The organism is [Clostridium] symbiosum, from assembly GCA_036419695.1.
Lineage (GTDB): Bacteria > Bacillota > Clostridia > Lachnospirales > Lachnospiraceae > Otoolea > Otoolea symbiosa_A.
On record CP143946.1, the window covers coordinates 3,149,801 to 3,176,620 of the forward strand.

Sequence of the window (26,820 nt, forward strand, 5' to 3'; positions counted from 1 at the left end):
GCGTGTGTTCCACGCAGTAAAACTGTTTACCGGAACAGAGCCGTAACATTCGCGACCTCCGCCGCTGCCGCCGCCCGCGTCAGGGAGCTGAAGTCATAGAAACAGTAGCCGCTCACCTGGCCGGTTCCTCTTCCTTCCAGCACCTGGCGTCTCATAATATCATTATATCTGAGCCATTCCGGTACTTCATTCCCATCCTTTGCATCGGTTCCCGTCTTATAGAGCGCCAGCCCCGCATAGAGGGTCACATTGCCCTTCTTTTTAAGTTCAATCCAGTCCTTCAGGCAGTTGGAATATGCATACGGAGCCGTCTGGCCTCCCGACTTCGCCTCAAATCCCCAGTATATCTGAGGCATAATGTAATCAATATATCCCGGCTGCGTCATCCATGTATCAATGTCTGAGAACAGTCTCGTATCGGAACGCAGGTTCTTTAAATACCCCTCAGGGCTGATGCCGAATACCACGCCTGGCTTAATGGATTTGATCGTACTGTAAATGCCTCTCACAAGCTGGTTTACGTTGTCGCGCCGCCAGTCTGCGATACTCCTGCTGCTGCCGGAGGCCAGGTATTCCGGTTTGTCAAACCACAGGTCTGCGTTGCCGTCGTTGACGCCCGGATAGAAATAATCATCAAAATGGATTCCATCCACATCATAGCCCTCGACGATCTCCCTCACGCCGTCTATCACCATCTGGCGCACCTGCGGCACCGCCGGATTGTAATAATACTCTCCCTGGTGCAGGAGAACCCATCTGTCGTTGGCCGGATCCCCGTCGTTCGCCCAGGCGACGGCCGGGTTGCTGCTGCTGAGATCACTGTAGCGGTTCAGATATCCCGTTATCCGGTACGGATTGACCCAGGCATGGATTTTCAGGCCTCTCTGATGAGCCGACTGGACCACATAAGCAAGCGGGTCATATCCCGGATCCTTTCCCTGCTGCCCCGAAGCAAACTTAGACCAGGGAAAATATTTGGACGGATACATGGCGTCGCCGTCCGGCCTCACCTGGACAAAGACCGCGTTCATTCCGTTTTGGACGCTTATATCCATCGTCGAATCCACCGCATTCTTAAATCCGCGGTAATCCTTCGGCCACTTATTCCAGTCCAGATAAGAAATCCAGACGCCTCTCAGCTCCCCCGGCTGGACGGCAGTCCCGCTGTCACCAGCCGGTCCGGCCAGGGACGTCATGGCTCCCATTACCGCAAACACCGCTGCAAGCAGCAGAGAAGCCATCCTCTTTGCAGACACCCGTCTGCGGATATTTTTTAAATCACTCCGTTTTTCTTTTACTTCCATTGTCTTTCCGCCTTCCTGTCTGTGTTTATCCGCCTGCGGGCCATTTTTCCTTTTCTGCCAGGCCTTGCAGGTTCTAATGATTTCTTCCAGCACAGCTATATTTTACCAGAAAATCCTCCAGGGATTCTTACTTTTTCCTTTCTGTTTTGTAAAATGGAGAGCTGGACATCCAATCCCCTGTGTGCTAGACTGGATGACAGGAGAATACATGTACATGGAGAGGCTTCACTTCGCAAAGGAGGTTTTCAAATGAGTTTAACGAGAGAAGATATCCAAGCCATTGCGGGATTAATCGCCCCATTGGAAACACGGATGGAAGCCGGTTTCAACAAAATTAACGAAAGGCTTGAAGTTCTCGATACCAGAGTGGAAGACCTGGATCACAGAATGGAAAACGTTGAGCGCCGGATGGAGAGTGTTGAATCAAGACTCGACAAACTGGAAAGCGATACGGCTTCTTTAAAAGCCAGGCAGTTATCGCTCAGGAAAGACATCAAAATCCTCGACCAGAAAGTCCAGGGCACTTACGAGCTGGCTCTTGAGGCCTGGGGGAAAAGCACAGAGAACCGGATGCTGATTCAGGAAATATAGGCCGCTGCTATCCGTCCGTGCAACACAGAATACAACACAGCATAACGAAGTGCCTTTGCACTTTCAATTCTCCTGCCCCTCATACATGAGGGGTTAAGGGGAGTTTTTTGAATATATCCAATATGTTCTGCGTCCTGGCAAGCATATGATAGACATGAGCCGCCGGATAAACCGTTGCCATCCACCTTCTTTTGGAGGTACTTTGGGCTATCCTCACTGTGGCCTGCTGCAAATATTATCTAAGGATTATGATATTTTAAAAGACATAAACGATAAAGGAGTTACTATCAGATGATAAGTTATGAGCCGCTGTTTCGGACGATGAAAGAGAAAAATATCACTGCCTATCAATTGAATAAAATGGGGTTTTCAAATACGACGTATCATTCAATCAAACGTGGGAATGGCATAACGATGAAAACGTTAAATACTTTATGTGAGTTACTGGATTGTGACATTACAGATGTAGTTGAATATGTAACGGAACAAAAATAACAGTCCTGCTCTTAAGTGATTGGCTGTTATTTTAGATTAAACATTGATACTTGCTCTTCCAAAAAGTCTTCGATTTCCTCGACAGAAAGTGTTTTAATTTTTTTCTTTCCAACTTCTGAATAATGGCGTAAAAAAATTGCTTGTTTCTTAAATGAGTGGCTTTTGATATTTGCCCCAGGCTCAATTTGCGGTCATTCCATTCATACATCTTATTTAAATCCGGCAGGTGTTGCTACCTGGGACGGTACCATTGTCCCAACTGATACAGAATCGTCGCGTGATCCTATATCTAAAGAATTAGATAGAATCGCCAGAAAATGGCCTACCTCGAAAAGTCTGGGAGGATGATTTTTATGGAGATGAGCAAGCTTTAAGAGAAATTACAGAAATATCTCTATCCACACTTTTACCAAAGTAGTATAATTATAGTAAGATTAAAGGAGGTTAAAGGAGAATATTGAAGAATATTGAAGATGCAATTTTGAAAGTAAGAGAAAATCCGTATAAATACCTCGGGAAAAAATCATTAAAAAATTTGGATTTATTTATATCCGGTTATACTTCATGCCAAATCAATTTAGAAGGGACATATTCAAATTGGTTAGAAGACTTTTCTCAGTTCATTCAAAAGAAATTTAACATGTTCTATAGCGTAAGATATTCAGATATAATAAGTTTTTTTTCTGTGTCAGATAAACATGCCTTTGATGAATTTTATAGACTATTGGACGAATTTTATCAGGAATAGTCTAAGGAGATTTTATGAATTATATGAAAGAAAAGTTAGATCAATTAAGAATTAGGCCAGGTATGTATATTCAGGATGTGACTTTGCAAAATCTACATGCGTTTATGAATGGTTACATGTATAGAATTTTCCAGGACGAAGACATAGTACCTGAATTTTATCCTGGATTCCAAGAGTACATCGAAGACGTATATCATATAACTACAGGACAGCACTGGTCAAAAATAATCACCTTTTATTCAGATAGTGATGAAGAGGCATTGACAAAATTTTTCGAGCACTTAGACACATACACTGAAATCGAAGAAAACAGTTCGGTTGAGAAATCTAATAAATAATTCTACACAACGATTTAATAGGGCAGGTGGGGTATATCCATCTACCCTATTTTTTTACTTTTTTAGATAACTTGTTAAAAGGAAAAGCAAATAACATTTCTTTTATATATACGTCATGATATAATATATTATATATTAATTTAGAAAGAGGGGGTTGTTATTAAAAAAAGGAAATTAATATTATATGTTATTGTCTTTGTATTGTGCATAGGATTTGTCAATGAAAAAATTAAAATAGCGATTGGAAAAGATAAGATAAAAACACTATTCACATATGATATTTCTTTATCGTATACAGAGCACAACAAATCGTCCAAGCGGTATGTTTATACAGATGGAAATTACAAATATGAAGTTGACAGTCGCAATACACATATTCTCTCAATCAATATACTTCCTGCCCCCATATCAAAGCTGCCAGTTACTAAAACGCCAGAAAGCGAAAAGGATGCTGAGGAAATTGCATATTATTACCTTAATAGATGTATTGGAGATTTAATTGAAGGGGACTTAACATTTTTAATTAAGCAATCGGATTCTTCACAGTATTGGGTAGATATTATAGAAAAAATAAATGATTTAGAAACTGGCACTTCATGCGGAATTGGATTAAATAAGGAAAGGGGGCTTATTACTGCAAGGTTCACGATAGGAAAACCCAAGAAAATACGCAATATAAATCAGGATTCATTATTGAGGAAAGATAGGGCAATGGAAATTGCAATTGATTCATTGAGTTCAGAGTTAGATGAAAAAAATATTCTTGATATAATGTCTGAAATGCACACTTACTCAAATGGTACTATTTATTGGTTAATTATTATCACCACAAATAATGGAAGAGTTTATACTGTAACCATCAATGCTCTTAATGGAAAAGTCATCGAAAAAACAAAATGCCTATAAAAATACACTTGTCTTAAGTGTATTTTTTTTATTGTAACCAAAAAATTTGAACAAATATTTGTTTTTATTTATTGCAGAATTTACAAAAACATTTTTATATATTTTTGTGTCATCGTATTCTTAGATTATTTCGTTTAATGTGCAATTTTATTTATAAATATATAGCATTGCCTTATATTTATAGATACGTTATTATTTAACCATGAATTATCTTACAAAAGGAGGATTTGATTATGAAAAAAAATCTAATAAAACTAACAACTGCTTTTATCAGCATCCCATTTGTATTATGTGTATTCAGCTTTAACGTTTTGGCTGCACAAACTCCATCAATTGATGACATTAACCAAGTGACCAGTATAATTGAGAAGACATTCAATTCTGATGCCCAATTTCTTACTATTGATAATTCTAAATCTGCGACGAGATATGTTTATACAGATGAGCACTACAAATATGAAGCAGACAAAGATAATAATATTGTAAGAATTAAAATTCTTCCTGATTATGCCAATCATCGCATAACCCCCAGAAGTGCAATTACTAGTGAGGAAGCAAAAGAGATAGCTTCTTCTTATATTGAAAGTTGCATAGGTAAAGAAATTGTTGGGGAGCTAGAATATAAGATTAATCAGCAAAATACTGGACGCTATTTCGTAGATGCTATTGAAAAAATTAACGGACTTGAAACCGGAACATCTTGTGGGATTGGGATGGATAGCGATGGAACACTTGTTACTGCTCGTTTCACATTAGGCGTACCAGAAATTATAGCTTCTGTAGATAAATCCACATTAATAGTGGAAACTGTTGCAAAAGAAATTGCACTATCTAATATAGAAGCAAAATCAGAGGAGGTAATTCATGAGTTGACTGCTGAGTTACATACAAATAGTAACGGTATTATTTACTGGTATGTAACAGTTCCGACTAATCAATCAGGATATGACCATTCATATGTAAAGAATTATTATGTACAGATTAATGCTCTCACCAAAGAAATTATTTCTATTTACGAAGATTTTATATAATTTTAATTAGGAGGATAAAAGATGAAAAGACTAGCGAAAATCCAAATAATCATGTTGTTTATTTGTCTGCTTTTTAAATGTATACCCGTTTACGCCAGTACAAATGAAGAAAAATGGCTCGAACTTCTTGAAGACTGGGAAAATGAAGACGACTCATTATCAAATGCATCCCCATCAAATGCCACTCCCAGAGGAAATTTGCTAGGAGATTGTTCAGTCAATTGTACAGGTTTAGGTTCCGGGAAGATTGCAATGAATATAATTTCCAGTTGTAAAGTATATTGTGATTCCATGAATCATGCTATGGCATTACAAAAATATGACTCTTCTAGCGGTGAATACGAAGAAGTTGCCAGATATGCTTTTGCAGATTACAAGCTCTCACCAGGAGGCATAACCACCTCTTCTATGATTGTTGATAATCTTGAACCAGGTAAATATAGGGTCAGGGGGCTACATTCATATTATTTAGACGACGAATTTGAAGTTTATAATAGTAAAACAAATCCTATTACTATAACTGGAACTCCTACATCGTCTAGTCTTGCTTCTGTTTATTACAATACTAACCTTGTAGGACATGATACTCCGGAAACACAACATATGCGTATATTACTTACTAATCGTGGATTCTTGACTAATGTGAATTTCAATCCTTCTGCTTTGACGTTACTTGAATCTATAAAAAAAGAGAAAGTAGTACATTATTTGGGCCATGGATGGCCTGGTAGAATTGATAACCAATTTGCAAAACTTTCTGGAAACGAAATATTAGCTAACGTAGTTGAAAGTCCCATTGATTTTATTTATCTTGAAGCTTGTTTTACTGCTACTCCCGATCCAGAACACAAACTAGGTGATGTTGATGATGCCCTTTACCAAGTCGGAGCTGGAGCCACACTTGCATTTGGGACACGTGTGGAGGCCTCTTCTCTTACAGATGGAATACATTTTTATTCAATGACTCTTTTTGATCTTATTTTTACAGAGGGGTATAATATGGTTGATGCAGCTCAAGAAGCACTTAATGCAACATATGAAAAATATGAGTATTATTTCGGAGCAGATAGCTATGAAACACATGGCAATTACACCTATACTAAGAATTAAATAATTCGTCTAAAAAGAGACAGCCTTAATGGTTGTCTCTTTTTTTTACTTATGGGCTTTAACCTGTTGAGTGCGTTGGAGTTTCTCAGGTGAGAAACTCCAACGCACTCAACAGGCTAAAGCCCATAAAACAAAAGAGCCTTGATAAATCAAGACTCTTCCGATGGAGCAGACGGGAGTTGAACCCGTGTCCAAAGACCAATTCCCTGTTCTTCTACTATCGTAGTCCGTTCTTTGACATTCCCTCTATCCTGCGGAAACGAACATCCTCAGGACTTCAGTAGATCCTAATACGTCTGACGGTCCGGAACCCTCCCGCCATCGTTTCTCACATAGTCGATGCCAGATTCTTAAAGTGTGAGTGCTCTAAGGCTGACAACAGCCAAATTAGGCTGCGTAAGCTAATTTATTATTGTTAGCGTTTAATTTTAAGTTTGCCATTTAACGCATCGCATGCGGATAGCTTCACCAGCTGCATGATCCCTGTCGAAACCGGTACTGCCCCTTTAAAGGGTTTTATGCCCCATTATCTTATCATGTTCCAAAACGTCTGTCAATGGGGGCGGCTAGTTATTTCTTGCCTTAAATTCCCTCTCGATTTCACGTTTTGCATCCTTTTTGGCGATATCGTCGCGCTTGTCGTAAAGTTTCTTACCTCTTGCCAGGCCTACCTCCACCTTCACGAGGCTGCCCTTAAAATACACCTGCAGCGGAACCAGGGTATAACCCTTTTCCTTAATCTTTGACTGCATTTTCCTGATTTCCAGCTTATGAAGCAGAAGCTTTCTGGTGCGCAGCGGGTCTTTGTTGAAAATATTCCCCTTCTCATAAGGGCTGATATGCATTCCATAGACATAGACCTGGTTATTTTCCACTTTAATAAAGGACTCCTTGATGCTGCACTTTCCCATACGCAGCGATTTTACCTCTGTCCCGTAAAGCTCAATCCCTGCTTCATACTTTTCGTCGATAAAATAATCATGATACGCCTTCTTATTATTGGCAATCATCTTAATGCTTTCTCCCAAAATAACAACCTCCCTTATCTTGCTTTGAGTAGTATATCATCTGTGTTCAGTTATAGTCAAGCCAGCTCTTGATGCATAGATTACCTGCAGATATGATAAATATGTCGATTTTTGTTATTTTCATGAGCATAATAACAATAAAATCGGAGGTATATATATGACTGCTTCAGAAAATGCAGCAGGGCATCCCCGTTTACAGGGACGCCCCGTTTTTCTACCAATATATTGTTTTATTTGACTCTATTAAACGTTTGTAAAGTACGTTTATCCTTTCCGTTTAATACCACCGTACCATCGGCAAATCATTGTTAATTCCATTCGTAAATAAAATCTGATGTATGTCAATGATTCCATTATGAAATGTGGCGGCGCAGGAAGATAAATATAACTCCCACATCCTGACGAATTGTTTATCAAATCTTTGTTCCACCTCATCCATATGGTCTTCAAAATTCTTTTTCCAACACAAGAGAGTGCGGTTGTAATGCAACCGCAGGTTTTCTACATCCAAAGTGTGAAAATCATCTTCTGCTGCGCTAAAAAGCATTTCCCTCAAACTGGGGATAACGCCTCCCGGGAATATATATTTTTTAATCCACGGGTCGCCTTCATGCTCTTTCAGGCTGCTAATAAAGTGAAGTAGAAATAGTCCTCCCGATTCCATCACTTTCTTTACGCAGTCCATAAAAAGCTGGTAATTTCCCCGGCCAACATGTTCTACCATGCCAACGCTGACTACTCTGTCAAACCGCTTTCCATATTGCGGAATATCCCGGTAATCCATCAGCTCGACCGTAAGCTGATCTTCCAAATGTTCTTCCTCAATTCTTTTTTGGAATTCCTTCAGCTGTTCCTCACTTAATGTAATTCCCACACCGGTTATTCCATATTCCTTTGCGGCCTTTATTAAAAGATATCCCCACCCGCACCCAATATCCAGAACCGACATACCTTTTCTAAGATGCAGCTTTTGCAGGATACGTTCTGTTTTCTGAACCTGTGCTATGTAAAGCGAATCTCTTTCCTGCTCAAAATAGGCGCAGGAATAACTCATCGTATCGTCCAGCCATAATTTGTAAAAATCATTTCCAATATCATAATGGGACTGCACTTCTTCTTTTTGATTTTTCGGTGTTCTGGATGTGAAGATCAATTTTTTTAACGATAACTTATCCGTTGTAAATTTCCCCATTTCTCCCAAAAACAAATCCAGTACCTCATACAAATCCCGGTCAACTTCTATATCACCGCGCATATACGCTTCCCCAAGAGCAAGTGAAGTGCTGGTAAGCAGCATCTTTTTGTCCGGCATCTTATGTACAGTTACCGTGAACTCCGGATTGCCTTCACCAATCTTTTGCTCATTTCCGTCCATTTTTATGTTAAAAGTGACTGGTATTATATCCGTCAGATACTCTTTAAAAAAAGAATTCATAAATCTATTCCTCCTTGTAATCGAATTTAGTAAGTGTATTCCTTTCTTTGTATTGCGAATTCTTTCTTTAACTTTATTTATCCGTAATGCTCCCTGCCGATTCTTATAATCAAAAATTGTTCTTTTTGTTTCAAAATAATGATGCCTCCTTACTGACGATCAATTAATTAGAATTCTAAGTATATAGGTAAAAGAATACCTATTGTGCATTCTCCGTCATTTGTATAATCACTTTTTCAAAGACTTTCAAATCATCCTCGGAAATCCCGGCAAACATACTGTGCAGATATGTTTCAATGCATTCCGTTATATCATCCTGTATGGCAAGTGCCTGTTCTGTCAGCACAAGTTTTTTATACCGCCCGTCACTGGCCAGGCTTTCACGGCGCAAATATCCGTTGCGTTCCAGATTCCGGATAAGGCTTGTGACGGAGGAACCCTTGATCGCCAAAAACTCCTCTAAGTCTTTCGGAAATATATCTCTTTTTTTTGATTCGGCAATAATATAGTATAAAATAAGGGCTTGAATACAAGTAATTGGGGTATCGGTAAAAAAACCGGAAAAGTATCTTCGTTTTCTCCGATTCAGCTTTTCGTATTTTTGCATTAACCTTTTTTCGTCCATAAATAGTCCTTCTTTATATAATTAGAATTCTAAGAAATACGAATATAATACATCTCATCAATTTAAAAGTCAATAGCCCAAAAGTCCGCTCACGGTTTTTTCAGATTCCCCAGTTATTATCGGCATCCAGCTATGTTTGTTTTCTGTTTCGGATAACATTCCTTCAGCGGTCGGTTCTGCCATTCCTGCATCTGCTCAATCACACAACCCGTTATTTCTGCTATCCAATGTTTCTTCCTGCCATTGTAATTTGTCCTTCTCTTTCTTCCAGAAGTAGGTTTACCATACCATAACAAAAAAACAGAGTGTGAAGTTCACTTAAGAACTTACACACCCTGTTTTCCCTGCTCTGCGAACGTAAAGCCCGCTATCCCCTACTTCGCCGTATTCACATTGCCTGCCGGAATAAAGTCGATGGTCTTTGCAAAACGGTCGCAGCCCGTAACCTGCACCCGGATCGGCTGACCCAGTTTATACGTCTTTCTCGTCATCTCCCCGATCAGTTCATAGTGAAGCTCATCAAACAGGTAATAGTCGTCCCGCAGCTCGTTGATATGCACAAGCCCCTCCACGGTGCTCGGCAGCTCCACATAAAAGCCCCAGTTTGTCACGCCGGAAATAACGCCGTCAAACTCCTGTCCGATGAACTGTTCCATGTACTGGACTTTCTTCATCTTATCAGTCTCACGCTCCGCCTCATCCGCTCTTCTCTCAAGAGCCGAAGTTTTAACCGCCACCTCGGGAAGAATCTTCTCGTAATGGGAAACCCTTCTGTCGTCCAGCTTCCCGCACAGGCATTCCTTGATAATCCTGTGAATCTGCAGGTCCGGATACCTTCTGATGGGAGACGTAAAATGTGTGTAGTATTTGGCCGCCAAACCGAAATGGCCGGAATTAAGGGTTGTATATTTTGCCTGCTTCATGGAACGGAGCGTCAGGCGGCTGATCAGCGCTTCTTCGGGTGTATTTTCCACCTTATCAAGCAGCTTCTGTACTTCCTTGGGATGCACTTCGCCATTCGGCATACGGAGTATATATCCGAAATTGTTGATGAAAGTGCCCAGTTTTTTCATTTTTTCCTCATCAGGCTTATCGTGGGTCCTGTAAAGGAACGGCACTTCCTGCCAGAAAAAGTCTTCGGCTACCGTCTCATTGGCCAGAAGCATGAAATCTTCAATCAGGCGGGTGGCCGCGTTGCGCTCATACGGCTTGATTTCTACGGGGTGTCCCTTCTCATCCAGGATAATCTTGCTCTCCGGGAAGTCAAAATCAATGGAACCGCGGCTGTGGCGCCTGTTCCTCAGAATATCGGCCAGTTCCTTCATCAGGTCAAACATCCCGACAAATTCCCTGTACTCTTCCATCGCCTCCGGATTGCGGTCCGTGATAACGGCGTTAACGGCCGTATAGGTCATACGCCTGTCCACACGGATTACGGTCTCCGCCACCTCGTGTCCGACTACCATGCCCTTATCGTCGATTTCCATCAGGCAGCTCAAAGCCAGACGATCCTCTCCCTGGTTCAGGGAGCAGATGCCGTTGGAAAGCTTATGCGGCAGCATCGGGATAACGCGGTCCGTCAGATAGACGCTCGTCCCTCTCTTGAGGGCCTCCGTGTCGAGCGGGGTATGTTCCCTTACATAATGACTGACATCGGCAATATGGACTCCCAGCTCATACCCGTTTCCCTTCTTTACCAGGGTAATCGCATCGTCCAGATCCTTTGCCTCCTCCCCGTCGATTGTGACGGTTTTTAAGTCTCTTAAATCCTTTCTGGCCAAAAGCTCCTCCGGCATCACTTCATCCGGGATTGTCTTAAGCTGTTCCATCACCTGTCCCGGAAACTCCTCCGGCAAATCATAGGCGCGGACAATCGAGAGAATATCGATTCCCGGATCGTTGATGTGTCCAAGGATCTCGGTAATGACGCCTTCCGGCTTCTTTCCCTTGTCGTCGCCGAACTCCTTGATTTTCACTACTACTTTATGTCCCGTAACGGCGCCTGCGTCACTGCCCTGCGGAATAAAAATATCTTTTGAAATTTTCTGGTTATCCGGTATTACGAATCCAAATCCCTTACTCTTTTCATAAGTTCCCACCAGGCTCTCGTTGGCATGCTCAAGGACGCGGATCACACAGCCTTCCGCACGTCTGCCGCCCTCTTCCTCCTCGATGACGATCTGGACTCTGTCGCCGTGCATGGCTCCCCTTGTCCTGTCTCCCGGGATAAAGACATCACTGTCCCTTCCCTCCACCGTCACGAAGCCGAACCCCTTCGGATGCCCGCTGAACGTTCCCGTAATGGAAAAAGTCTCAGGCTTGCCAAGCTTTCCTTTGGAAGAAAGGCTCAGCTTGCCGTCCTTTAACAGAGCTTCCAGCACAGCCTTCAGCTCTCTTCTTTTTTCCTTTGGAATATCCAAAAGAATTGCCAGCTCCTTCACTTTCATCGGAACATAATTCTTATCGTTCATCAGATCCAGGATGACCTTTTTCCTTCTCTCGAACTCTTCCGCATCCTCCGGTTCAAACGGTTCACCGCCGGCCCTTTTTTCATAGCCGTCTCTCTTTCTCCCCGGCTTTTCTTTCCGATCATTGCTTCTTCTTTTTTCCGGTCCGGCGTTTTTTAGTTCGGCTCTCCTACCGGGTTTTAATTTCTTTTTAATTTTATCTTTTATTTTCAATTTATTTCTCCACGTTTCTATTGTTTTCCTTTATATTATACGGGAATTTATGTACAAACATACAATTATAGCAAAAAAATGTACCAACCCGGCTCCCATAATGTCACCGTTCGCTCCATGCCCAGTAACACGCTGCGCGGAATACTGCCTGTGAACAGTCCCCCCGTAATTCCCTATAAAGAAAAAGAACACCCCTGCTCCCAGGAGTGTCCGGATTAAAATACTTTCAGGTTCAATACAAAAGCAAGAATAAGCCAGAGAAATGCGCCGTATTTTGTCATCTTCTCCAACTTTCCTTCCATGGAACGGCTCTTATTCTTTCCCCAATAGCTGTCTGCCATACCGCTGATGGAACCGGACAGGCCTGCGGATTTACCTTCCTGAAGTAAAATTACTACTGATAAAAATACACAAATAGCAACGAATAAAAAGGTGAGAATACCTCTTATCATTTTTACACCTCCTATAGTCAAACAAGTATATCATATCATATTTTCCCTTGAAAGACAACTATTATTTTAGTTGATTCGTAAGGACGTAAGGATCTGTGAGGACGCCGCCGTAGAAGTCCTCACGGCCGCGCCCTCATCTCCTATTTCAACTCTTCCTCTATTCTTAAAAGCTGGTTATACTTCGCCACCCGGTCCGAACGGCAGGGCGCGCCCGTCTTAATTTGCCCGGAGTTCACTGCAACCGCAATGTCCGCGATGATGGAATCCTCCGTCTCACCCGAACGGTGGGAAATAACGGTGGTATAGCCCGCCTTTTTAGCCATCTCAATCGCCTCGAAGCTCTCCGTCAGCGTTCCAATCTGGTTGACTTTTACAAGAATGGAGTTGGCGACGCCCTCCTCAATTCCCCTGCTGAGCCGCTTTGTGTTGGTAACAAAGAGATCGTCGCCTACAAGCTGGATTTTTTTACCGAGTTCGTCCGTCAGACGTTTCCAGCCCTCCCAGTCGTCCTCCTGCAGGCCGTCCTCGATGGAGCAGATGGGGAATTTGCCGATGAGGCGCTTGTAATATTCCACCATCTCCCCTGCGGTGCGGCGGATCTCGCGGCCGTTCATGGCGCTCTCACCCGGAAATACATAGAGCCCGGTGGCTTCGTCGTAAAGCTCGCTGGAAGCGGCGTCGATTGCTATCTTAATATCATGGCCCGGATGATAGCCGCTCTTTTCAACCGCTTTTACGATTGTCTCAAGGACTTCCTCCGCATTTTTAAGATTGGGGGCAAATCCACCCTCGTCTCCGACGGCTGTACTGTATCCGCCCTCATTCAGCACCTTCTTTAATGTGTGATAGATCTCCGAGCACATTCTGAGTCCCTCGGAAAAACACGGGGCTCCGGTAGGCATGATCATAAATTCCTGAAGATCCACAGTATTGTCCGCATGGCGGCCTCCGTTCAGGATGTTCATCATCGGAACGGGCAGAGTGGATGCGCCGATTCCTCCCAGATAACGGTAGAGCGGGATTTTAAGCCCATCGGCCGCTGCCCTTGCAACAGCCATGGAGACGCCCAGAATCGCATTTGCACCAAGTTTTTCCTTGTTGTCCGTACCGTCCGCCTCTATCATAAGCCGGTCGATTCTCCTCTGTTCCAGGGCATTTTCAAACAGGACCGCCTCACCTATCGCATTAACAATATGGTTGGCCGCCGTGGAGACGCCCAGGCCGTGATAACGGTTGTCACGATCCCGCAGTTCCACCGCCTCAAATTTTCCCGTGGATGCGCCGGATGGCACGGACGCACGGCCGACCGCCCCATTTTCCAGGGTAACCTCCGCTTCTATTGTGGGATTTCCGCGGGAATCCAGAATCTCCCGTCCTTTAACACTGACTATCTCAAAATCATTATTCATTTAAACCGCCTCCTGATTTACTCTCTTTTATGTAAGAATAGCCTTTTTTTCTCTTTTTTATGCCTCCCACAATTTCCAGTAACAGGATCCGGGATAATCTGCCGTCTGTCTCTCTTCGATAAAGGACGAAACTTTCTCTTGATTTTTGCACTTTATTATGATAAATTGGAAAACAAATTTATTTGGCTATGAAGAGATTGAATCGTCAGAGCATTTAAAACAAGGGGGAAAATTATATGGAATTAGCCAATACTGTTATAAATACGGTCAACGATTACCTTTGGGGAATCCCAATGATTGTGCTCCTGTTCGGAACACATATTTTTCTGACTGTCCGGACCGGATTCATCCAGAGAAAGACATTTACCGCAATTAAGCTTTCTGTCACTAAAGATCCCGGCTCCCACGGCGACATCAGCCAGTTCGGCGCCCTGACGACGGCGCTGGCCTCCACGATTGGGACCGGCAATATTATCGGGGTGGGAACCGCCGTCGCCCTGGGCGGCCCCGGCGCGGTGCTCTGGTGCTGGCTGACCGGCGTATTCGGCATAGCGACCAAATATGCCGAATCCCTGATCGCGGTAAAATACCGTGTCAGGACAAAAGACGGAACCATGCTCGGCGGCGCCATGTACGCTTTGGAACGCGGTTTACATATGAAATGGCTGGGTATCGTTTTTGCCGCCCTGGCCTCCCTCACTGCATTCGGTATCGGCTGCGGCGTTCAGGTCAACGCCATTGCAAGCGTTATCGACGCCAACCTGTCCCCCATCCTGAAAAACGGAAGCGGCAGCCTGTCCGCTTCGCTTAATAAAAACCCGTGGATAATCAGCCTGGCAATCGGGCTCATTGTTGCTTTTGTCACCGGACTCGTCATATTCGGAGGCGTCAAATCCATCGCCCGTGTCTGCGAACGGCTGGTTCCTTTTATGGCATTTTTCTATGTTGTAGGGTGTGTCATCATTCTGATTATAAACAGAGAATATCTGGGCGAATCGATCCGGATTATTGTAAAATCGGCCTTTACCGAGGTACCCTCCATCGCCGGAGGACTGGTGGGTTCCGGCATTCTGACGGCCGCCCGCTACGGAATGGCTAGAGGCCTGTTCTCCAACGAGTCAGGCATGGGTTCCGCCCCTATCGTAGCCGCGGCGGCCCAGACCAGAAATCCGGTGCGCCAGGCTCTCGTCTCCTCGACCGGTACCTTCTGGGATACCGTGGTGGTCTGCATGATGACGGGGCTCGTCCTGGTCAGCAGCATTATCGGCAACGATTCGATCAGCGTAACCAACCTTTCCGGCGGCGAACTGACCACGGCCGCCTTCTCTCAGATTGCCTACATCGGCAGCCCGATTTTAATTATCGGAATTATCACCTTTGCCTACTCCACCATCCTCGGATGGTCCTACTATGGCGAACGCTGCCTGGAATATCTTTTCGGTAAAAAAGCGCTCTTCCCCTACCGGCTGGTATGGGTGTCAATTCTCATCATCGCCCCGCTGATCCAGCTGGATCTCGTATGGAATATCGCGGATACGCTGAATGCGCTGATGGCAATCCCGAATATTATCGCGGTCCTGCTCCTGTCGGGCGTCGTTGCAAAGGATACAAAATATTACTTAAACCACCTGGATGAGAGGGATGAAACGCCGATCCCCGTTCTGGGAAATGAAACATAACGCAGCAGCAGGATTCACAAAAGGCCGCAGTCCCCGCACAGGAAGGATATTTCCTCCGTGCGGGGACTGCCGTATCAACGGCGTCAGTTTTTGCCGGCCAGCTCGTATCTTATTTTCTTCATGGACGCTTCATATTTCCTGAATGTCCCCCTGCCTTCCGTCTTTGCCGCAAACAGGGCGATATCCGCCCTCTGGTATAAATCATCGAACTCCGTTCCCTGATCTGGCATCATTGCATAACCCGCCGACACGGAAAAAGTCATCTTCTGCTCCCCGTTGTCATAGGTAGTCCTCATTTCCTCAATCACCTGCGTAATTTTATTTTCCAGCACTTCCTCACCGATGTTTTTACAGAAAACCAGGAACTCGTCCCCTCCAATCCGGCAGATAATATCATCCTGGCGGAAAAAGCTTTTCAGTTTTGCCGCATTTCCTGCTATGACGCTGTCTCCGTATGCATGACCGAACACATCATTAACCAGTTTGAAATTGTCCAGATCAAGCATAATCAGAGCCGCCGTTTCACCATTCATATTCTGCAGGAATTCCTTAATTCTCGGGATTGCGGTCTGTCTGTTGTAAAGCCCCGTCAGTGCGTCATTCTCGGCCATCCTGGTCAGCTTTTGTTTCTGTTTCCGAAGAAGCTCCAGAGCCTTTTTATCGGCTTTATTTTCTACGCTTTTCTTCCTTTCCTCCGTGATATCCACATAATACCCGACCGCCTTTACCGGCTTGCCGTCTCCGCTCCTTATGGTCTCGCAGGCGACCCTGATCCAGCGCAGGCTCCCATCTTTTTCCTTCATCGGCACTTCGTGTTTCAGGCTATCGCCGCTCTGATTGTAATAAATCTGTCCGAGATATTTGAGGAAGGCCGCCCGGTATTCTTCCGGTATATCCCCCCACCGTTCCACCGCGCCCGTAAAATTCTCAATCACCTTTGTGCTTCTCCCCGCATCGAAGCCGCCAGGCGCTTCCCGCTGATCCGTGCCCCGGTTCAGGGTCAGCCTGTTGTTCTCAAGATCCCAGTCCCAGCTGTTGATCTCCGCCTGGCGCAGTACGCTTTCCATCTGCTTTCCGGTAAGCCAGAGTTCCTGCTCTTTTTCCTTGATATAGGACACATCGGCACAGATGCAGAGAAAATTCATTCCGTCGGCCCCTTCGTCAATGTACCTGATATCCAGGCTCATCCACAGGACTTCACGGCCGGGCATCACCATCCGTATCACATCCTTATAATTCCTTCGGTGCATCATAGACCGTTTCAGACGCTCCTCCAGGCTTTTGCCCTCCGCGTCCCCTGCGTCTCTTTCACATGTACCGTCCTGAAGTATCCGGTTGTATTCTTCCTGCGTGCAGCCCATGCGGCTGAACAGTCCTCCCGTCAGAATGTGTATGGAGATATTACCATCTTTATAAGTAAGAAGAGAAACTGCCTCGGGCAGATGTTTCATAAGAAGCTTCATTTTATTACGGAGTTCAACTGTCTCGGTTATATCCAGGATTACCCCCTGGAGAAATGTCCTTCCGCTGTATTCCATATAGCGGCTCTGGTCTACCACCCAGATATAACCCTTCTTTGCCGTCATTCTGTATTCCAGATTGTAGGTTTCTTCGTTCCTTCGCAGCGGTTCGATGCCCTTCCTGACAATGTCCCTGTCGTCAGGGTGGACCATATTGATAAATTTGTCGTCAAACCGAGTTCTTATCTCCTCCCTGGTATAACCGAGGATCTCCAGAAAACGGTTGCTGATATACAGAAACTCAAAATCCTCCGTCCTGGCGCAGCGGTGATAACCGCCGGGCATGTCATTGTTCAGGAAATAAAGTTCCTGATTCTGGCGGATTAAAGCAGCGTTGCGTTCCGCAAGCTGCTGCTGGGCAAACATGGTCTCCGAAATATCGGTACAGGCGCTGATAATCGCCAGCCGTCCGTCCTCGGCAAGCACTACTTTCCCCTTGTCCAGCGTCCAGAACCACGTGCCGTCCTTTTTCGGCATTCTGTAAGTTGTCGTATACTCCAGCCCCGGAAAATATTCGGGACCGATATCCTTTTTCACCTGCTCCCTGTCATCGGGATGAATCGTGTTAAGCACCAGCCCGTCAATTGCTTCCTCCAGTTCCCCGTAGGAATCATAGCCCAGAAGCCGCACCATCTCGGAGTTGGCAAAATAAAGCGGAAACCCCTCTTCGCAGTACCCGCCAATCATTCCCCCCGGAGTCATCTGAGCGAAAATTGCCGCCGCGGCCCTGCGGTTTTCTTCCGCCAGGCGCATAAAGGACCTGTCGTTCTCCGCCACATTAACCACCGCAGCCAAAGCGCGCTGGGAGGATTCCAACTGGCCTTCCTTCTGCTTCTGCCGCGTAATATCACTGACGGAGCAGTAAAACTGCCGGTGTCCGTCCTGCTCCCTCATGAAAAAGGCGCGCAGGCGCATCCACATAATACTTCCATCGCCCTTCAGATACCTCAGCTCTCCTTCGCCTCCCATCAGCCTGTCTCTGCAGGCCTGGTCGAAAATCTGAAAGAAAACAGCGTGATCTTCCCGGTAAATGTTTTCTTTTATGTTCTTCCGCCGTTCTTCCAGCTCCAGCAGGCTTGTGCCGGTAATTTTACAGTATTGCTCGTTGACTCTCAAAAGTTCGGCCTGACCGTCCGATATATCATAGAGGGCGATGCCTCCCAGTATATTGTTCAGCATTGTCTCGCTGAATATATCATCGTTCATCAGATCCCTGGTCTGCATCCGGCTGATGACCCTGGCTGTGATGCCGCGGAAATCCATATTCTCTTCCCTGGACATAATCGCCTCGCAGTCCTCAATCGGCATGGGACGGTAAAAATAATATCCCTGCCCGAACTGGCAGCCCATCTCCAAAAGCATCTCCATCTGTGCCCTGGTCTCCACGCCTTCGGCGATCATGCGGAGCTCCATGAAGCGGGCCATATTAATGACCGTCTCGAGGATCCGCATTGCCCGGCCCTCACTCTTATCATCCATCTTGAGAAACTTCATATCTATCTTTAATACGTCTACCTTTACGTCGCTGAGCATATTGAGGGAAGAATAACCGCTCCCGAAATCGTCCATAAATACGGGAAATCCAGCCGCCCGAAGTTTGGCAATCACACCGGTAAAAATATCATATTCCTCCGCATAGGCGCTTTCCGTGATCTCGATTTCCAGAAGTTTCGGTTCCAGACGATATTTCTCCACCAGGCCGACAAAACAGTCGACCACATCGATCGTGTAAATGTCCACCCTGGATACGTTGACGGAAACGGGAACGGGACGCTTGCCGCGGTCAATCCAGCTTCTTAAATGAATGCAGATTTTTTCCCACATATGAAGATCCAGGCTGGCTATCAGACCGTTGCTTTCAAGAAGCGGGATGAACTCTCCCGGGGAGATTACGCCGCGTTCCGGATGAATCCATCTGACCAGCGTCTCCAGTCCTACAATCTTACCGTTCGTCATATTGCATTGCGGCTGGAGATAATAGACAAACTCATCGTTGTCAAGCCCACGCTGCACCTCGGAGAGCAAAAGATGGTTTTCCTCCATTTTTTGCATCATCCGGCTGTCGAAACGGCACACGCGCCGTGCATAATTGCCCTTCACGGAGGCCAGGGCAACGGCGGCCCTGTCGTACATGGTGCTGACCGGAATGTTTCTGTCCTCGATCGAATACAGGCCAAAAGCCGGAAGAAAACCGGCATTCTTCCCATACTGCCTGACATATCCCATAATTCCGTCCTGCAGTTTCAAAAGCGTCTCTTTATCGTCCGGCAGGATAATGACAAAATCATCGCCTCCCATGTAACCGGCAATTCCGCAGTTCTCATCCTGTGCCTTCTTTAACTGCTCCCCGATATTGATCAGGAAACGATCTCCCTCCGCCTCGCCGTACCACTGGTTAAAAAGCTTGAAATGCTCCACATCGATAGCCATGATACAGTAGGTTTTACCCTGGATTTCCCCCAGGAACCGCTCCGCCGCCTTAAAGAATTCGGTTCTGTGATACAGACCTGTGAGCGGATCCCGTTCCTCATCTTTTCCGTCCTTTTCCGAAAGTTTAAATTCCTTCTGTTTTTGTTCATCAATATCCTGAATAAAACACATCAGTATCCGGTCATCATACGCTCCCTGGTTCAGCGGCACCACAATCTGTGCCACCCAGCAGTAGCTGCCATCCGTCCTGAGCTTTCGAAGCTGTTTCTTCAGAATCCGGTCCGTTCCCTCTTCCTGCAGGGTGTCAAACATCCGGTCCAGATTCCAGAATTCCAGGAACCCTTCCCTGTCGTCCGGGTGGATCATACCGTCCACCACTTCCTCCATCATCTTTTGCAGTTCTCCCTCTTCCGCCGGTATCACATACTTGCCGGCCTGATGATAAAGAATTTTGTAAGTGTCTCTGGTCAGGTTCAGTTCAAACAGCTCATCATAAGCAGAAATGCTTGTCAGATTGTAGAATAGATTTTTGTTAACCTCTCTTATTCCGGTGGTCATAACCATGGTGCAGGAACCATACCCCGGCCAGTCGATATTGCCGCCGCTGACCTCCACCCACCGCTGGGTCACTTTATTATATAAGACTCCGCTCTTTGCCTCGTCCCTTGCGGCCGGACAGTCACGGCACGGTTCGTCCTCCCTGCACATGGCCCGGTAACACTTCTCCCCACAGCTCAGCCAGGGAAAAGTCTGTTTTATCTGATCGTTAAAATATACAATCTGATATTGATCATCAATTACATAAATACCCGCATCTTCTTTGTTCGAATTACTCCCCATAATCATCCCGCCCTGTTTTCACGCCGTTCTGCTTTTACGGCCCTGATTTAAACACAATTATACTCGTTTTTCACCTCTTCCGTCAATATTTTCAGCCTTTTCCGATATTTTTCCGCCAAAATTCCTCCAAAATCGTCGTTATTGTTTATTTTGCATGCACAATATATTTTTTATTCCCTTCCTATTTATCATTCCGCCCCCTTCGCGGGCTTTTCATTGCCACTGAACAAAGAGTTCCGCTTGCGGAACTCTTGCGCTGCCGCGCGGTTGCTTCTGCAACCATTTACCTCTGCGCGGCATGTGCATCCTCGCGGAGCGTTTTTGATTCATAGGACGTAATTTCCTATGAATCAAAAAAAGCGCCCGGCCAGAGCTGATATTCAGCAGCGGCCGGGCGCATTCCCGTTTGTTAACTTCTGAGTTCGATTCCAAGTCCCTGAAGACCATTCAGAATCTTATTCATTACCGTATTTACTTCTTTATCTTCCAGGGTGTGATCCTGAGCCCTGAAGGTGATGGAATAGGCTATGGATTTGAATCCTGCCGTAATCTGGCTTCCCTCATAGATATCGAAAAGATTATAGCTTTCCAGAATCTTTCCGCCTCTCTGCTCGATGATTTCCTCTACCTGGCCTGCCAGGATCTCTTTCTTCATCACCATGCTGATATCTCTTGTCACAGCCGGGTATTTGGCAATTCCGGTGTATTTGTGATCAAAGGATGCATAAGGAAGAATTGACGGCATATCAACGACGGCCACATAGGTCTTCTCGCCCAGCTTGTAGTTGTCGGCCGCATCGGGATGAATCTCACCCAGATATCCGACTACGGTTCCGTCATATATAATTTCCGCCTGGCGTCCCGGATGAAGGAAGGGTTTGCCCGCCTCCGGATTGTAGTGCGGTTTTTTCTTCATCTCAATCTTGTCGAAAAATTCCTCTACCACGCCCTTCATCGTATAGAAATCCCCGTTGCCATACATTCCCAGGATGAACTGCTGGCGTTCGTCGGGAAGCTCTGTCAGTGGAAGCGCCTTCGGCATATATACGGTAGCCAGCTCATATAAACGGACGTCTTTATTTCTTCTGTTATAGTTGGTGGACAGTGAGGATAGCATTCCATTTAACGGAAGCGTCCTCATAATGCTGAAATCCTCCCCCAGCGGATTGGAAATCGTGATGGCCTGCCTGTATTCACTATCTACTGGAAGCAGAAGCTTATCAAATACCTTCGGGCTCTCAAATGAGTAGGTCATGCTCTGGCTGAAACCGGAGAACTCCGCGATCTCCCTGGCCACTTCCTCCACTCTCAGCTTGAAGGAAAGTTTTCCGGTCGTCGCTTCGCCGGTTGGGAGTGAAGTCGGGACCACATCATAACCGTAGAAACGGGCAACCTCCTCGGCCAGATCCGCCATGCGGTGGACATCCTGTCTCCAGCTTGGCACAATCACTTCCTGAGTCTCTGTATCATATTCCAGATCCACCCGTTTGAAATACTCAATCATGGTCTCCGCGCTGATGTCGGTTCCCAGAAGCCTGTTGATTTTATCGGGATCGAATTTCACCCGGTTGCCTTCTTTTTTCACCGGATATACGTCAATCGTTCCGCCCACTACCTCGCCTGCGCCCAGCTCTTCGATTAACTGGCAGGCACGGTCGATTGCAGTCTTTGCGGTGTTGGGATCAAGCCCCTTTTCAAACTTTCCGGATGCGTCGGTCCTGAGGCCGATTCTCTTGGAAGAAAGACGGATATTCGTTCCGTCGAAACATGCGGCCTCAAATACCATGGTTTTTACATCATCGGTGATTTTGGAGTTCTCACCGCCCATGATGCCTGCGATGCCTACCGCCTTTTCGGCGTCGTTGATCATAAGGACACGGCTGTCCAGCTTCCTGTCCTGGCCGTCCAGGGTCTGGAATACGTCTCCGTCCTTTGCACATTTCACGATAATCTTATGCCCGCCAATCTGGTCATAGTCAAAGGCGTGCATCGGCTGTCCGTACTCTTCCATCACATAGTTTGTGATATCGACAATGTTGTTAATCGGACGGATGCCGCTGGCGGCAAGACGGCGCTGCATCCATACCGGTGACGGGGCGATCTTAATGTTTTTTACCATTCTCGCACAGTATCTCGGGCAAAGTTCTTCATCCTCCACGGATACCTCCAGGTAATCATGGATGTCCTCTCCGTTTCCGGTTTCCCTGATCACCGGCGCTTTAAATTCTTTGTTAAATGTGGCGGCCGCCTCCCTGGCAATGCCGATTACGCTGTAGCAGTCCACACGGTTGGATGTGATCTCGTACTCAAATACCACGTCGCGGAGCCCGAGGACTTCCACTGCGTCCGCACCTACCTCGGAATCCTCCGGGAGGATATAAATTCCCGATTCGGGGGCATCCGGGTACATGTCACGGCTGGAACCCAGCTCTTCGATGGAACACATCATGCCGCAGGACTCGATTCCCCGGAGCTTTCCTTTTTTAATCTTGATTCCCTCTTCCGGAAGCGGACCGCCGTCATGGCCTCCGGCCACACGCCCGCCGTCCAGCACAACCGGAACCTTGTCGCCTTCCTTTACATTCGGGGCGCCTGTAACGATCTGGATGGATTCCTCTCCGACGTTAACCTGGCAGATAATCAGTTTATCCGCGTCAGGGTGGCGTTCAATCTTTGTAATCTGGCCAACCACGATTTTTTCCAGATTTTTGTCAAGGCGCTCATAACCTTCCACTTTCGTCCCGCTCATGGTCATGGCGTCGGTATATTCCTGATCCGTCACTTCCAGATCCGGAACATATGCCTTAATCCAGGATAATGCTGTATTCATGTCTATCTCCTCTACTCTATCATCGATTCGCTTATTTTTTAAAACTGTTTCAGGAAACGGATGTCATTCTCATATAAGAGTCTCATGTCATCGATTTCATATTTCAGCAGGGCGATACGCTCCAGGCCTACACCGAATGCAAAACCGGAGTACTCCTCGGAATCAATACCGCTCATCTCCAGTACGTGAGGATGAACCATGCCGCAGCCCAGAATCTCAATCCATCCGGAGCCCTTACAGAAACGGCAGCCGGCACCTCCGCATTTGAAACAGGTTACATCCACCTCGGCGCTCGGCTCCGTGAACGGGAAGTGGTGAGGACGGAACTTTACCTTTGTCTCCGGCCCGAACAGCTCCTTGGCAAACTCCGCCAACGTTCCCTTTAAATCGGCAAATGTGATGTTCCTGTCAATCACAAGCCCTTCAATCTGATGGAAGGATGGGGAATGCGTTGCATCCACCTCATCGGAACGGAATACGCGTCCCGGCGCGATCATACGGATCGGCAGCTTGCCCTGCTCCATGGAGCGGACCTGGACCGGTGAAGTCTGGGTTCTGAGTACAATATCCTTATTAATATAGAAGGTATCCTGCTCATCCTTTGCCGGGTGGTTTGCGGGAATGTTCAGTTTTTCAAAGTTATATAAATCGTATTCCACTTCCGGACCTTCCACTACCTCATAGCCCATGCCCACGAAGATACGCTCTACTTCCTCCAGGGCAATGGTATTGGGATGGCTGTGGCCTACATTGCTCTTCTTAGCGGGCAGCGTTACGTCGATCACTTCGCGTTTCATCTGCTCTTCCCTGGCTTTTCTTGCCAGGACGGTCTTTGTCTCCTCCAGCTTTGCCTCAATTAAGGCTCTGGCGTCATTGACCATCTGCCCTACCTTCGGACGCTCCTCCGGGGAAACATCCTTCATGCTCTTCAGCACGCTTGTCAGCTCACCTTTTTTTCCAAGATACGCAACGCGGATATCATTTAACTTTTCCAGCGCATCGGAAGCTTCAATCTGTTTTAATGCTTCCTCTTTGATTTTTTCTAACTGCTCTCTCATATTAACTCCTTTTTACAGTATAATGAACAAATAAGAGTCCGGCTTACCGGACTCTCGCACCGGGCGCGGCCGCTTAGCGGCATATTACATCTTCGCGCGAGTGCGCATCCTGCCCAGGGGGCTTTTTCTATCATAGGAAAGTTTTCCTATGATATGAAAAAAACGCTGCATCTCCTCGCAAATGCGAAGGGACGAAGCGTTATGCTCGCGGTACCACCCTGTTTCCTGCCATGGCAGGCTCTCATCATATGCGTAACGTGCATGACCCGTCACAGCTTACTATATACTATCCGTTCAGCCGTGCAGCTCCGGTGGGAAATTCAAACTCTTATCTGAACCTGAAGGAACTTTCAGCCGATGATTCCTTCTCTCTGATGGAAAATAAGATTCTACTGACACTTTCGCAGCCTTTTTCATTGAAAATCTATAAACTTAGGTTATATTTTAGCACATACCTTTAATTTGTCAAGTAGTAATGTCCATATTTAGTTGAGATGGGAGGACGCCTCTGTAAGATGGCGGGCGGGGGATGGGATTGTTTGGTAAGTCTTCAGTCCCGGCTGGATGAGCGTCGTGTGGGGAATCCGGGAGAAAACATTCCTACGGGAACTCGCTCCCGCTTGCGGAATGCGCAGCGGATGCTAGCTTCGTATAAAACCTCAGCAAGCACCGGCGGATTCCAATGTCCCCTTCGGAATGTTTTCTCCCTCCTTCCCAAGGCAGGTTATCGACCGGGACTGAAGACTCATCCTCCCCCGACCGTCCCGGCGGCGTTCTCATTTCTCAAATCCCCCGCTTGTGTTCTTTCCGGCCATCTGCTATATTTATAGTATAAAAAGCTCTTCAACAAAGGAGAAAAAATGGTCTTTAAAATTGCTCTGATCCTGAAAGAACATTTCAGAGAAAAAATTAACAGCTACATGACGAACAAACCGGACGACGTCGTTTTTGACTTCTTTCCTTATACTACGATTCAGGAAATCCAGGATGTTTTTCTTTCTATCAAGGATCAATATGACGGCTTTTATGTCAGCGGCCTGATTCCGCTGCAGGCTATCAAAATAATCGGTGAACAGAGCAGGGACGCCATCATCGCCCATTCTTCCGTGAATGTGGAAAATGTGTATCAGGCCCTGCTTCATCATATTGTCACGGCCGGCATTGAGAATGTCAATCTTTCCCGCGTCGGGATGGATTTCCTGGACGATGAAAAGACATTGGAAGAATTGATACGCGAGGAGAAATTTGCCCAGGCCGCCTACACCTATGAAAAACGCTGGACCAGCTTGCAGACGGTGGATGAGATTGAACAGGAGGAACTGCGCGTCCAGGATTTCTATGTGAAACAGTATCAGGAAGGCAAGCTGGATATCATCATCACCTATTATTACAGCGTGCTGGAACGCCTGAGGGATAAGAATATCAGCTGCTATTATGTCTACCGCGGCGAGTGGGCCTTCTGGAACAGCATAGAGGATTTGAAAAAGAGCATTTTCATCAAGAAATTCAATAAAAACCGGTCCGCGGTTATCCATATCAATACCGATAATGCCAGAGGGTTATACCGGGACAATTATGAGCAGTTCCGCCATCAGCTGATGAGCACGGTGCTGCAGTTTAACCAGCAGCATTTAAATAAGGCTATTTTTAAATCCAGCTATGATGCGATGGAACTCTATATGGACTATGAAACCATGAACCTGCTCACAGACGGGTTCCACAGTTGTCCCCTGTTCACCTTTTTGTCGAAGTCCATGGACTTTCACGGCTCGGTCGGTTACGACATCGGAGACAATATCTATCAGGCCCGTTTAAACGCCATCAATGCCAGCCACTTCGGCCGTAATATGATGAAGGACAGCATGGGCAGTTTTCTGCTGGATCAGAATGAGTCCCTGACCTTCCTGTCGGCCGGCGGTTCCTCCGGCTCAGGTTCTCTTTTTAAAATCAGCGCTGACATCGTCTCTGAGATTGCCGACAAGGTTAAACTTTCCTCCGAAACGATAGTCCGTATCGCGGAAGTCCTTCTTTCCCTGAATACGGAAGAGATTACTTCCCAGGATTTAATCAACAGTCTGGGAGTTTCCCTCCGCAGCGCCAATAAATTTTTATCCAATCTGGAAAAGGGAGGTTACGCCTCCGTATGCGGCCAGAAAAGAAATGGAATCAAGGGACGCCCCGTGAACATCTACCGGGTGAATTTTAATTTAAATCCGTCTTAAACGGCGGCTGCACTGGCCGGCAGACATAATACTTTATCCATGCAGACAGCATAAAAGAGGCTCACGGATGCCAATACTGGCATCCGGA

At 46.0% G+C, this 26,820-nt stretch carries 18 protein-coding genes, 1 other RNA gene and 1 other annotated feature; of the genes, 8 read left to right on the forward strand and 11 right to left on the reverse strand.

Annotation, left to right across the window (positions count from 1 at the left end):
- Positions 1-26: 26 nt before the first annotated feature.
- Positions 27-1,304 (reverse strand): family 10 glycosylhydrolase, encoded by a 1,278-nt coding sequence (locus tag V3C10_14440; protein ID WVP60506.1) that lies wholly within the window; start codon positions 1,302-1,304, stop codon positions 27-29.
- Positions 1,305-1,553: 249 nt separating this feature from the next.
- Between V3C10_14440 and V3C10_14445 the strand changes: the two genes are divergently transcribed.
- From V3C10_14445 to V3C10_14470, 6 genes are all read left to right on the forward strand, one after another.
- Positions 1,554-1,895 carry a hypothetical protein gene (locus V3C10_14445; GenBank protein ID WVP60507.1) on the forward strand — a complete coding sequence of 114 codons (342 nt, stop codon included), beginning with the start codon at positions 1,554-1,556 and terminating at the stop codon, positions 1,893-1,895.
- Positions 1,896-2,186: 291 nt separating this feature from the next.
- Positions 2,187-2,390 (forward strand): helix-turn-helix domain-containing protein, encoded by a 204-nt coding sequence (locus tag V3C10_14450; GenBank protein ID WVP60508.1) that lies wholly within the window; start codon positions 2,187-2,189, stop codon positions 2,388-2,390.
- 762 nt (positions 2,391-3,152) lie between these two features.
- Positions 3,153-3,476, forward strand: coding sequence for a hypothetical protein (locus V3C10_14455; protein ID WVP60509.1), 324 nt, complete (start codon positions 3,153-3,155; stop codon positions 3,474-3,476).
- A gap of 201 nt (positions 3,477-3,677) precedes the next feature.
- The gene (locus tag V3C10_14460; GenBank protein ID WVP60510.1) at positions 3,678-4,382 is read left to right on the forward strand and encodes a hypothetical protein; all 705 of its coding nucleotides are present in this window, start codon (positions 3,678-3,680) and stop codon (positions 4,380-4,382) included.
- Positions 4,383-4,615: 233 nt separating this feature from the next.
- Positions 4,616-5,413 carry a hypothetical protein gene (locus V3C10_14465; GenBank protein ID WVP60511.1) on the forward strand — a complete coding sequence of 266 codons (798 nt, stop codon included), beginning with the start codon at positions 4,616-4,618 and terminating at the stop codon, positions 5,411-5,413.
- Between the two features lie 21 nt (positions 5,414-5,434).
- Positions 5,435-6,523, forward strand: a complete 1,089-nt coding sequence (locus V3C10_14470) for a hypothetical protein (GenBank protein WVP60512.1) — start codon at positions 5,435-5,437, stop codon at positions 6,521-6,523.
- Positions 6,524-6,684: 161 nt separating this feature from the next.
- On the opposite strand, the gene ssrA is transcribed toward V3C10_14470, so the two are convergent.
- The 7 genes from ssrA to eno form a co-directional block, all read right to left on the reverse strand.
- Positions 6,685-7,028: a transfer-messenger RNA gene (ssrA, locus tag V3C10_14475) on the reverse strand.
- 61 nt (positions 7,029-7,089) lie between these two features.
- Positions 7,090-7,551: an SsrA-binding protein SmpB gene (gene smpB / locus V3C10_14480; protein ID WVP60513.1), complete on the reverse strand. Its 462-nt coding sequence runs from the start codon at positions 7,549-7,551 to the stop codon at positions 7,090-7,092.
- Positions 7,552-7,828: 277 nt separating this feature from the next.
- Positions 7,829-8,926, reverse strand: a complete 1,098-nt coding sequence (locus V3C10_14485; GenBank protein WVP64633.1) for a cyclopropane-fatty-acyl-phospholipid synthase family protein — start codon at positions 8,924-8,926, stop codon at positions 7,829-7,831.
- Between the two features lie 259 nt (positions 8,927-9,185).
- A complete protein-coding gene (locus V3C10_14490) occupies positions 9,186-9,611 on the reverse strand; it encodes a MarR family transcriptional regulator (protein ID WVP60514.1) in 426 nt (141 codons plus the stop codon).
- A gap of 374 nt (positions 9,612-9,985) precedes the next feature.
- Positions 9,986-12,094 carry a ribonuclease R gene (rnr, locus tag V3C10_14495; GenBank protein ID WVP64634.1) on the reverse strand — a complete coding sequence of 703 codons (2,109 nt, stop codon included), beginning with the start codon at positions 12,092-12,094 and terminating at the stop codon, positions 9,986-9,988.
- A 413-nt stretch (positions 12,095-12,507) separates the two neighbouring features.
- Complete coding sequence (gene secG, locus V3C10_14500; protein WVP60515.1) at positions 12,508-12,744, reverse strand: preprotein translocase subunit SecG; 237 nt, start codon at positions 12,742-12,744, stop codon at positions 12,508-12,510.
- Positions 12,745-12,884: 140 nt separating this feature from the next.
- The gene (gene eno, locus V3C10_14505; protein ID WVP60516.1) at positions 12,885-14,153 is read right to left on the reverse strand and encodes a phosphopyruvate hydratase; all 1,269 of its coding nucleotides are present in this window, start codon (positions 14,151-14,153) and stop codon (positions 12,885-12,887) included.
- Between the two features lie 236 nt (positions 14,154-14,389).
- Here eno and V3C10_14510 point away from each other — a divergent pair, with 236 nt between their 5' ends.
- Positions 14,390-15,832, forward strand: a complete 1,443-nt coding sequence (locus V3C10_14510) for an alanine/glycine:cation symporter family protein (GenBank protein WVP60517.1) — start codon at positions 14,390-14,392, stop codon at positions 15,830-15,832.
- Between the two features lie 83 nt (positions 15,833-15,915).
- On the opposite strand, the gene V3C10_14515 is transcribed toward V3C10_14510, so the two are convergent.
- The 3 genes from V3C10_14515 to pheS all read right to left on the reverse strand — a co-directional run bounded on the left by V3C10_14515 (position 15,916) and on the right by pheS (position 24,510).
- Entirely contained in the window at positions 15,916-20,622 is a 4,707-nt protein-coding gene (locus V3C10_14515) for an EAL domain-containing protein (protein WVP60518.1), read from the reverse strand.
- Positions 20,623-21,031: 409 nt separating this feature from the next.
- Positions 21,032-23,452 carry a phenylalanine--tRNA ligase subunit beta gene (gene pheT / locus V3C10_14520; GenBank protein ID WVP60519.1) on the reverse strand — a complete coding sequence of 807 codons (2,421 nt, stop codon included), beginning with the start codon at positions 23,450-23,452 and terminating at the stop codon, positions 21,032-21,034.
- Positions 23,453-23,490: 38 nt separating this feature from the next.
- A complete protein-coding gene (pheS, locus tag V3C10_14525) occupies positions 23,491-24,510 on the reverse strand; it encodes a phenylalanine--tRNA ligase subunit alpha (protein WVP60520.1) in 1,020 nt (339 codons plus the stop codon).
- Positions 24,511-24,694: 184 nt separating this feature from the next.
- Positions 24,695-24,924: a binding site (T-box leader), on the reverse strand.
- A gap of 446 nt (positions 24,925-25,370) precedes the next feature.
- On the opposite strand from pheS, the gene V3C10_14530 reads away from it, so the two are divergent.
- Positions 25,371-26,732 carry a hypothetical protein gene (locus V3C10_14530; protein WVP60521.1) on the forward strand — a complete coding sequence of 454 codons (1,362 nt, stop codon included), beginning with the start codon at positions 25,371-25,373 and terminating at the stop codon, positions 26,730-26,732.
- Positions 26,733-26,820 lie beyond the last annotated feature (88 nt).

Bases quoted from the DNA above. Each gene is read 5' to 3' on its own strand.
- secG (WVP60515.1), bottom strand. From the start codon at position 12,744: ATGATAAGAGGTATTCTCACCTTTTTATTCGTTGCTATTTGTGTATTT.
- pheS (WVP60520.1), bottom strand. From the start codon at position 24,510: ATGAGAGAGCAGTTAGAAAAAATCAAAGAGGAAGCATTAAAACAGATT.
- V3C10_14465 (WVP60511.1), top strand. From the start codon at position 4,616: ATGAAAAAAAATCTAATAAAACTAACAACTGCTTTTATCAGCATCCCA.
- V3C10_14440 (WVP60506.1), bottom strand. From the start codon at position 1,304: ATGGAAGTAAAAGAAAAACGGAGTGATTTAAAAAATATCCGCAGACGG.
- V3C10_14450 (WVP60508.1), top strand. From the start codon at position 2,187: ATGATAAGTTATGAGCCGCTGTTTCGGACGATGAAAGAGAAAAATATC.
- pheT (WVP60519.1), bottom strand. From the start codon at position 23,452: ATGAATACAGCATTATCCTGGATTAAGGCATATGTTCCGGATCTGGAA.
- V3C10_14455 (WVP60509.1), top strand. From the start codon at position 3,153: ATGAATTATATGAAAGAAAAGTTAGATCAATTAAGAATTAGGCCAGGT.
- eno (WVP60516.1), bottom strand. From the start codon at position 14,153: ATGAATAATGATTTTGAGATAGTCAGTGTTAAAGGACGGGAGATTCTG.
- V3C10_14470 (WVP60512.1), top strand. From the start codon at position 5,435: ATGAAAAGACTAGCGAAAATCCAAATAATCATGTTGTTTATTTGTCTG.
- V3C10_14490 (WVP60514.1), bottom strand. From the start codon at position 9,611: ATGGACGAAAAAAGGTTAATGCAAAAATACGAAAAGCTGAATCGGAGA.
- V3C10_14445 (WVP60507.1), top strand. From the start codon at position 1,554: ATGAGTTTAACGAGAGAAGATATCCAAGCCATTGCGGGATTAATCGCC.
- V3C10_14515 (WVP60518.1), bottom strand. From the start codon at position 20,622: ATGGGGAGTAATTCGAACAAAGAAGATGCGGGTATTTATGTAATTGAT.
- V3C10_14485 (WVP64633.1), bottom strand. From the start codon at position 8,926: ATGGACGGAAATGAGCAAAAGATTGGTGAAGGCAATCCGGAGTTCACG.
- V3C10_14530 (WVP60521.1), top strand. From the start codon at position 25,371: ATGGTCTTTAAAATTGCTCTGATCCTGAAAGAACATTTCAGAGAAAAA.
- V3C10_14510 (WVP60517.1), top strand. From the start codon at position 14,390: ATGGAATTAGCCAATACTGTTATAAATACGGTCAACGATTACCTTTGG.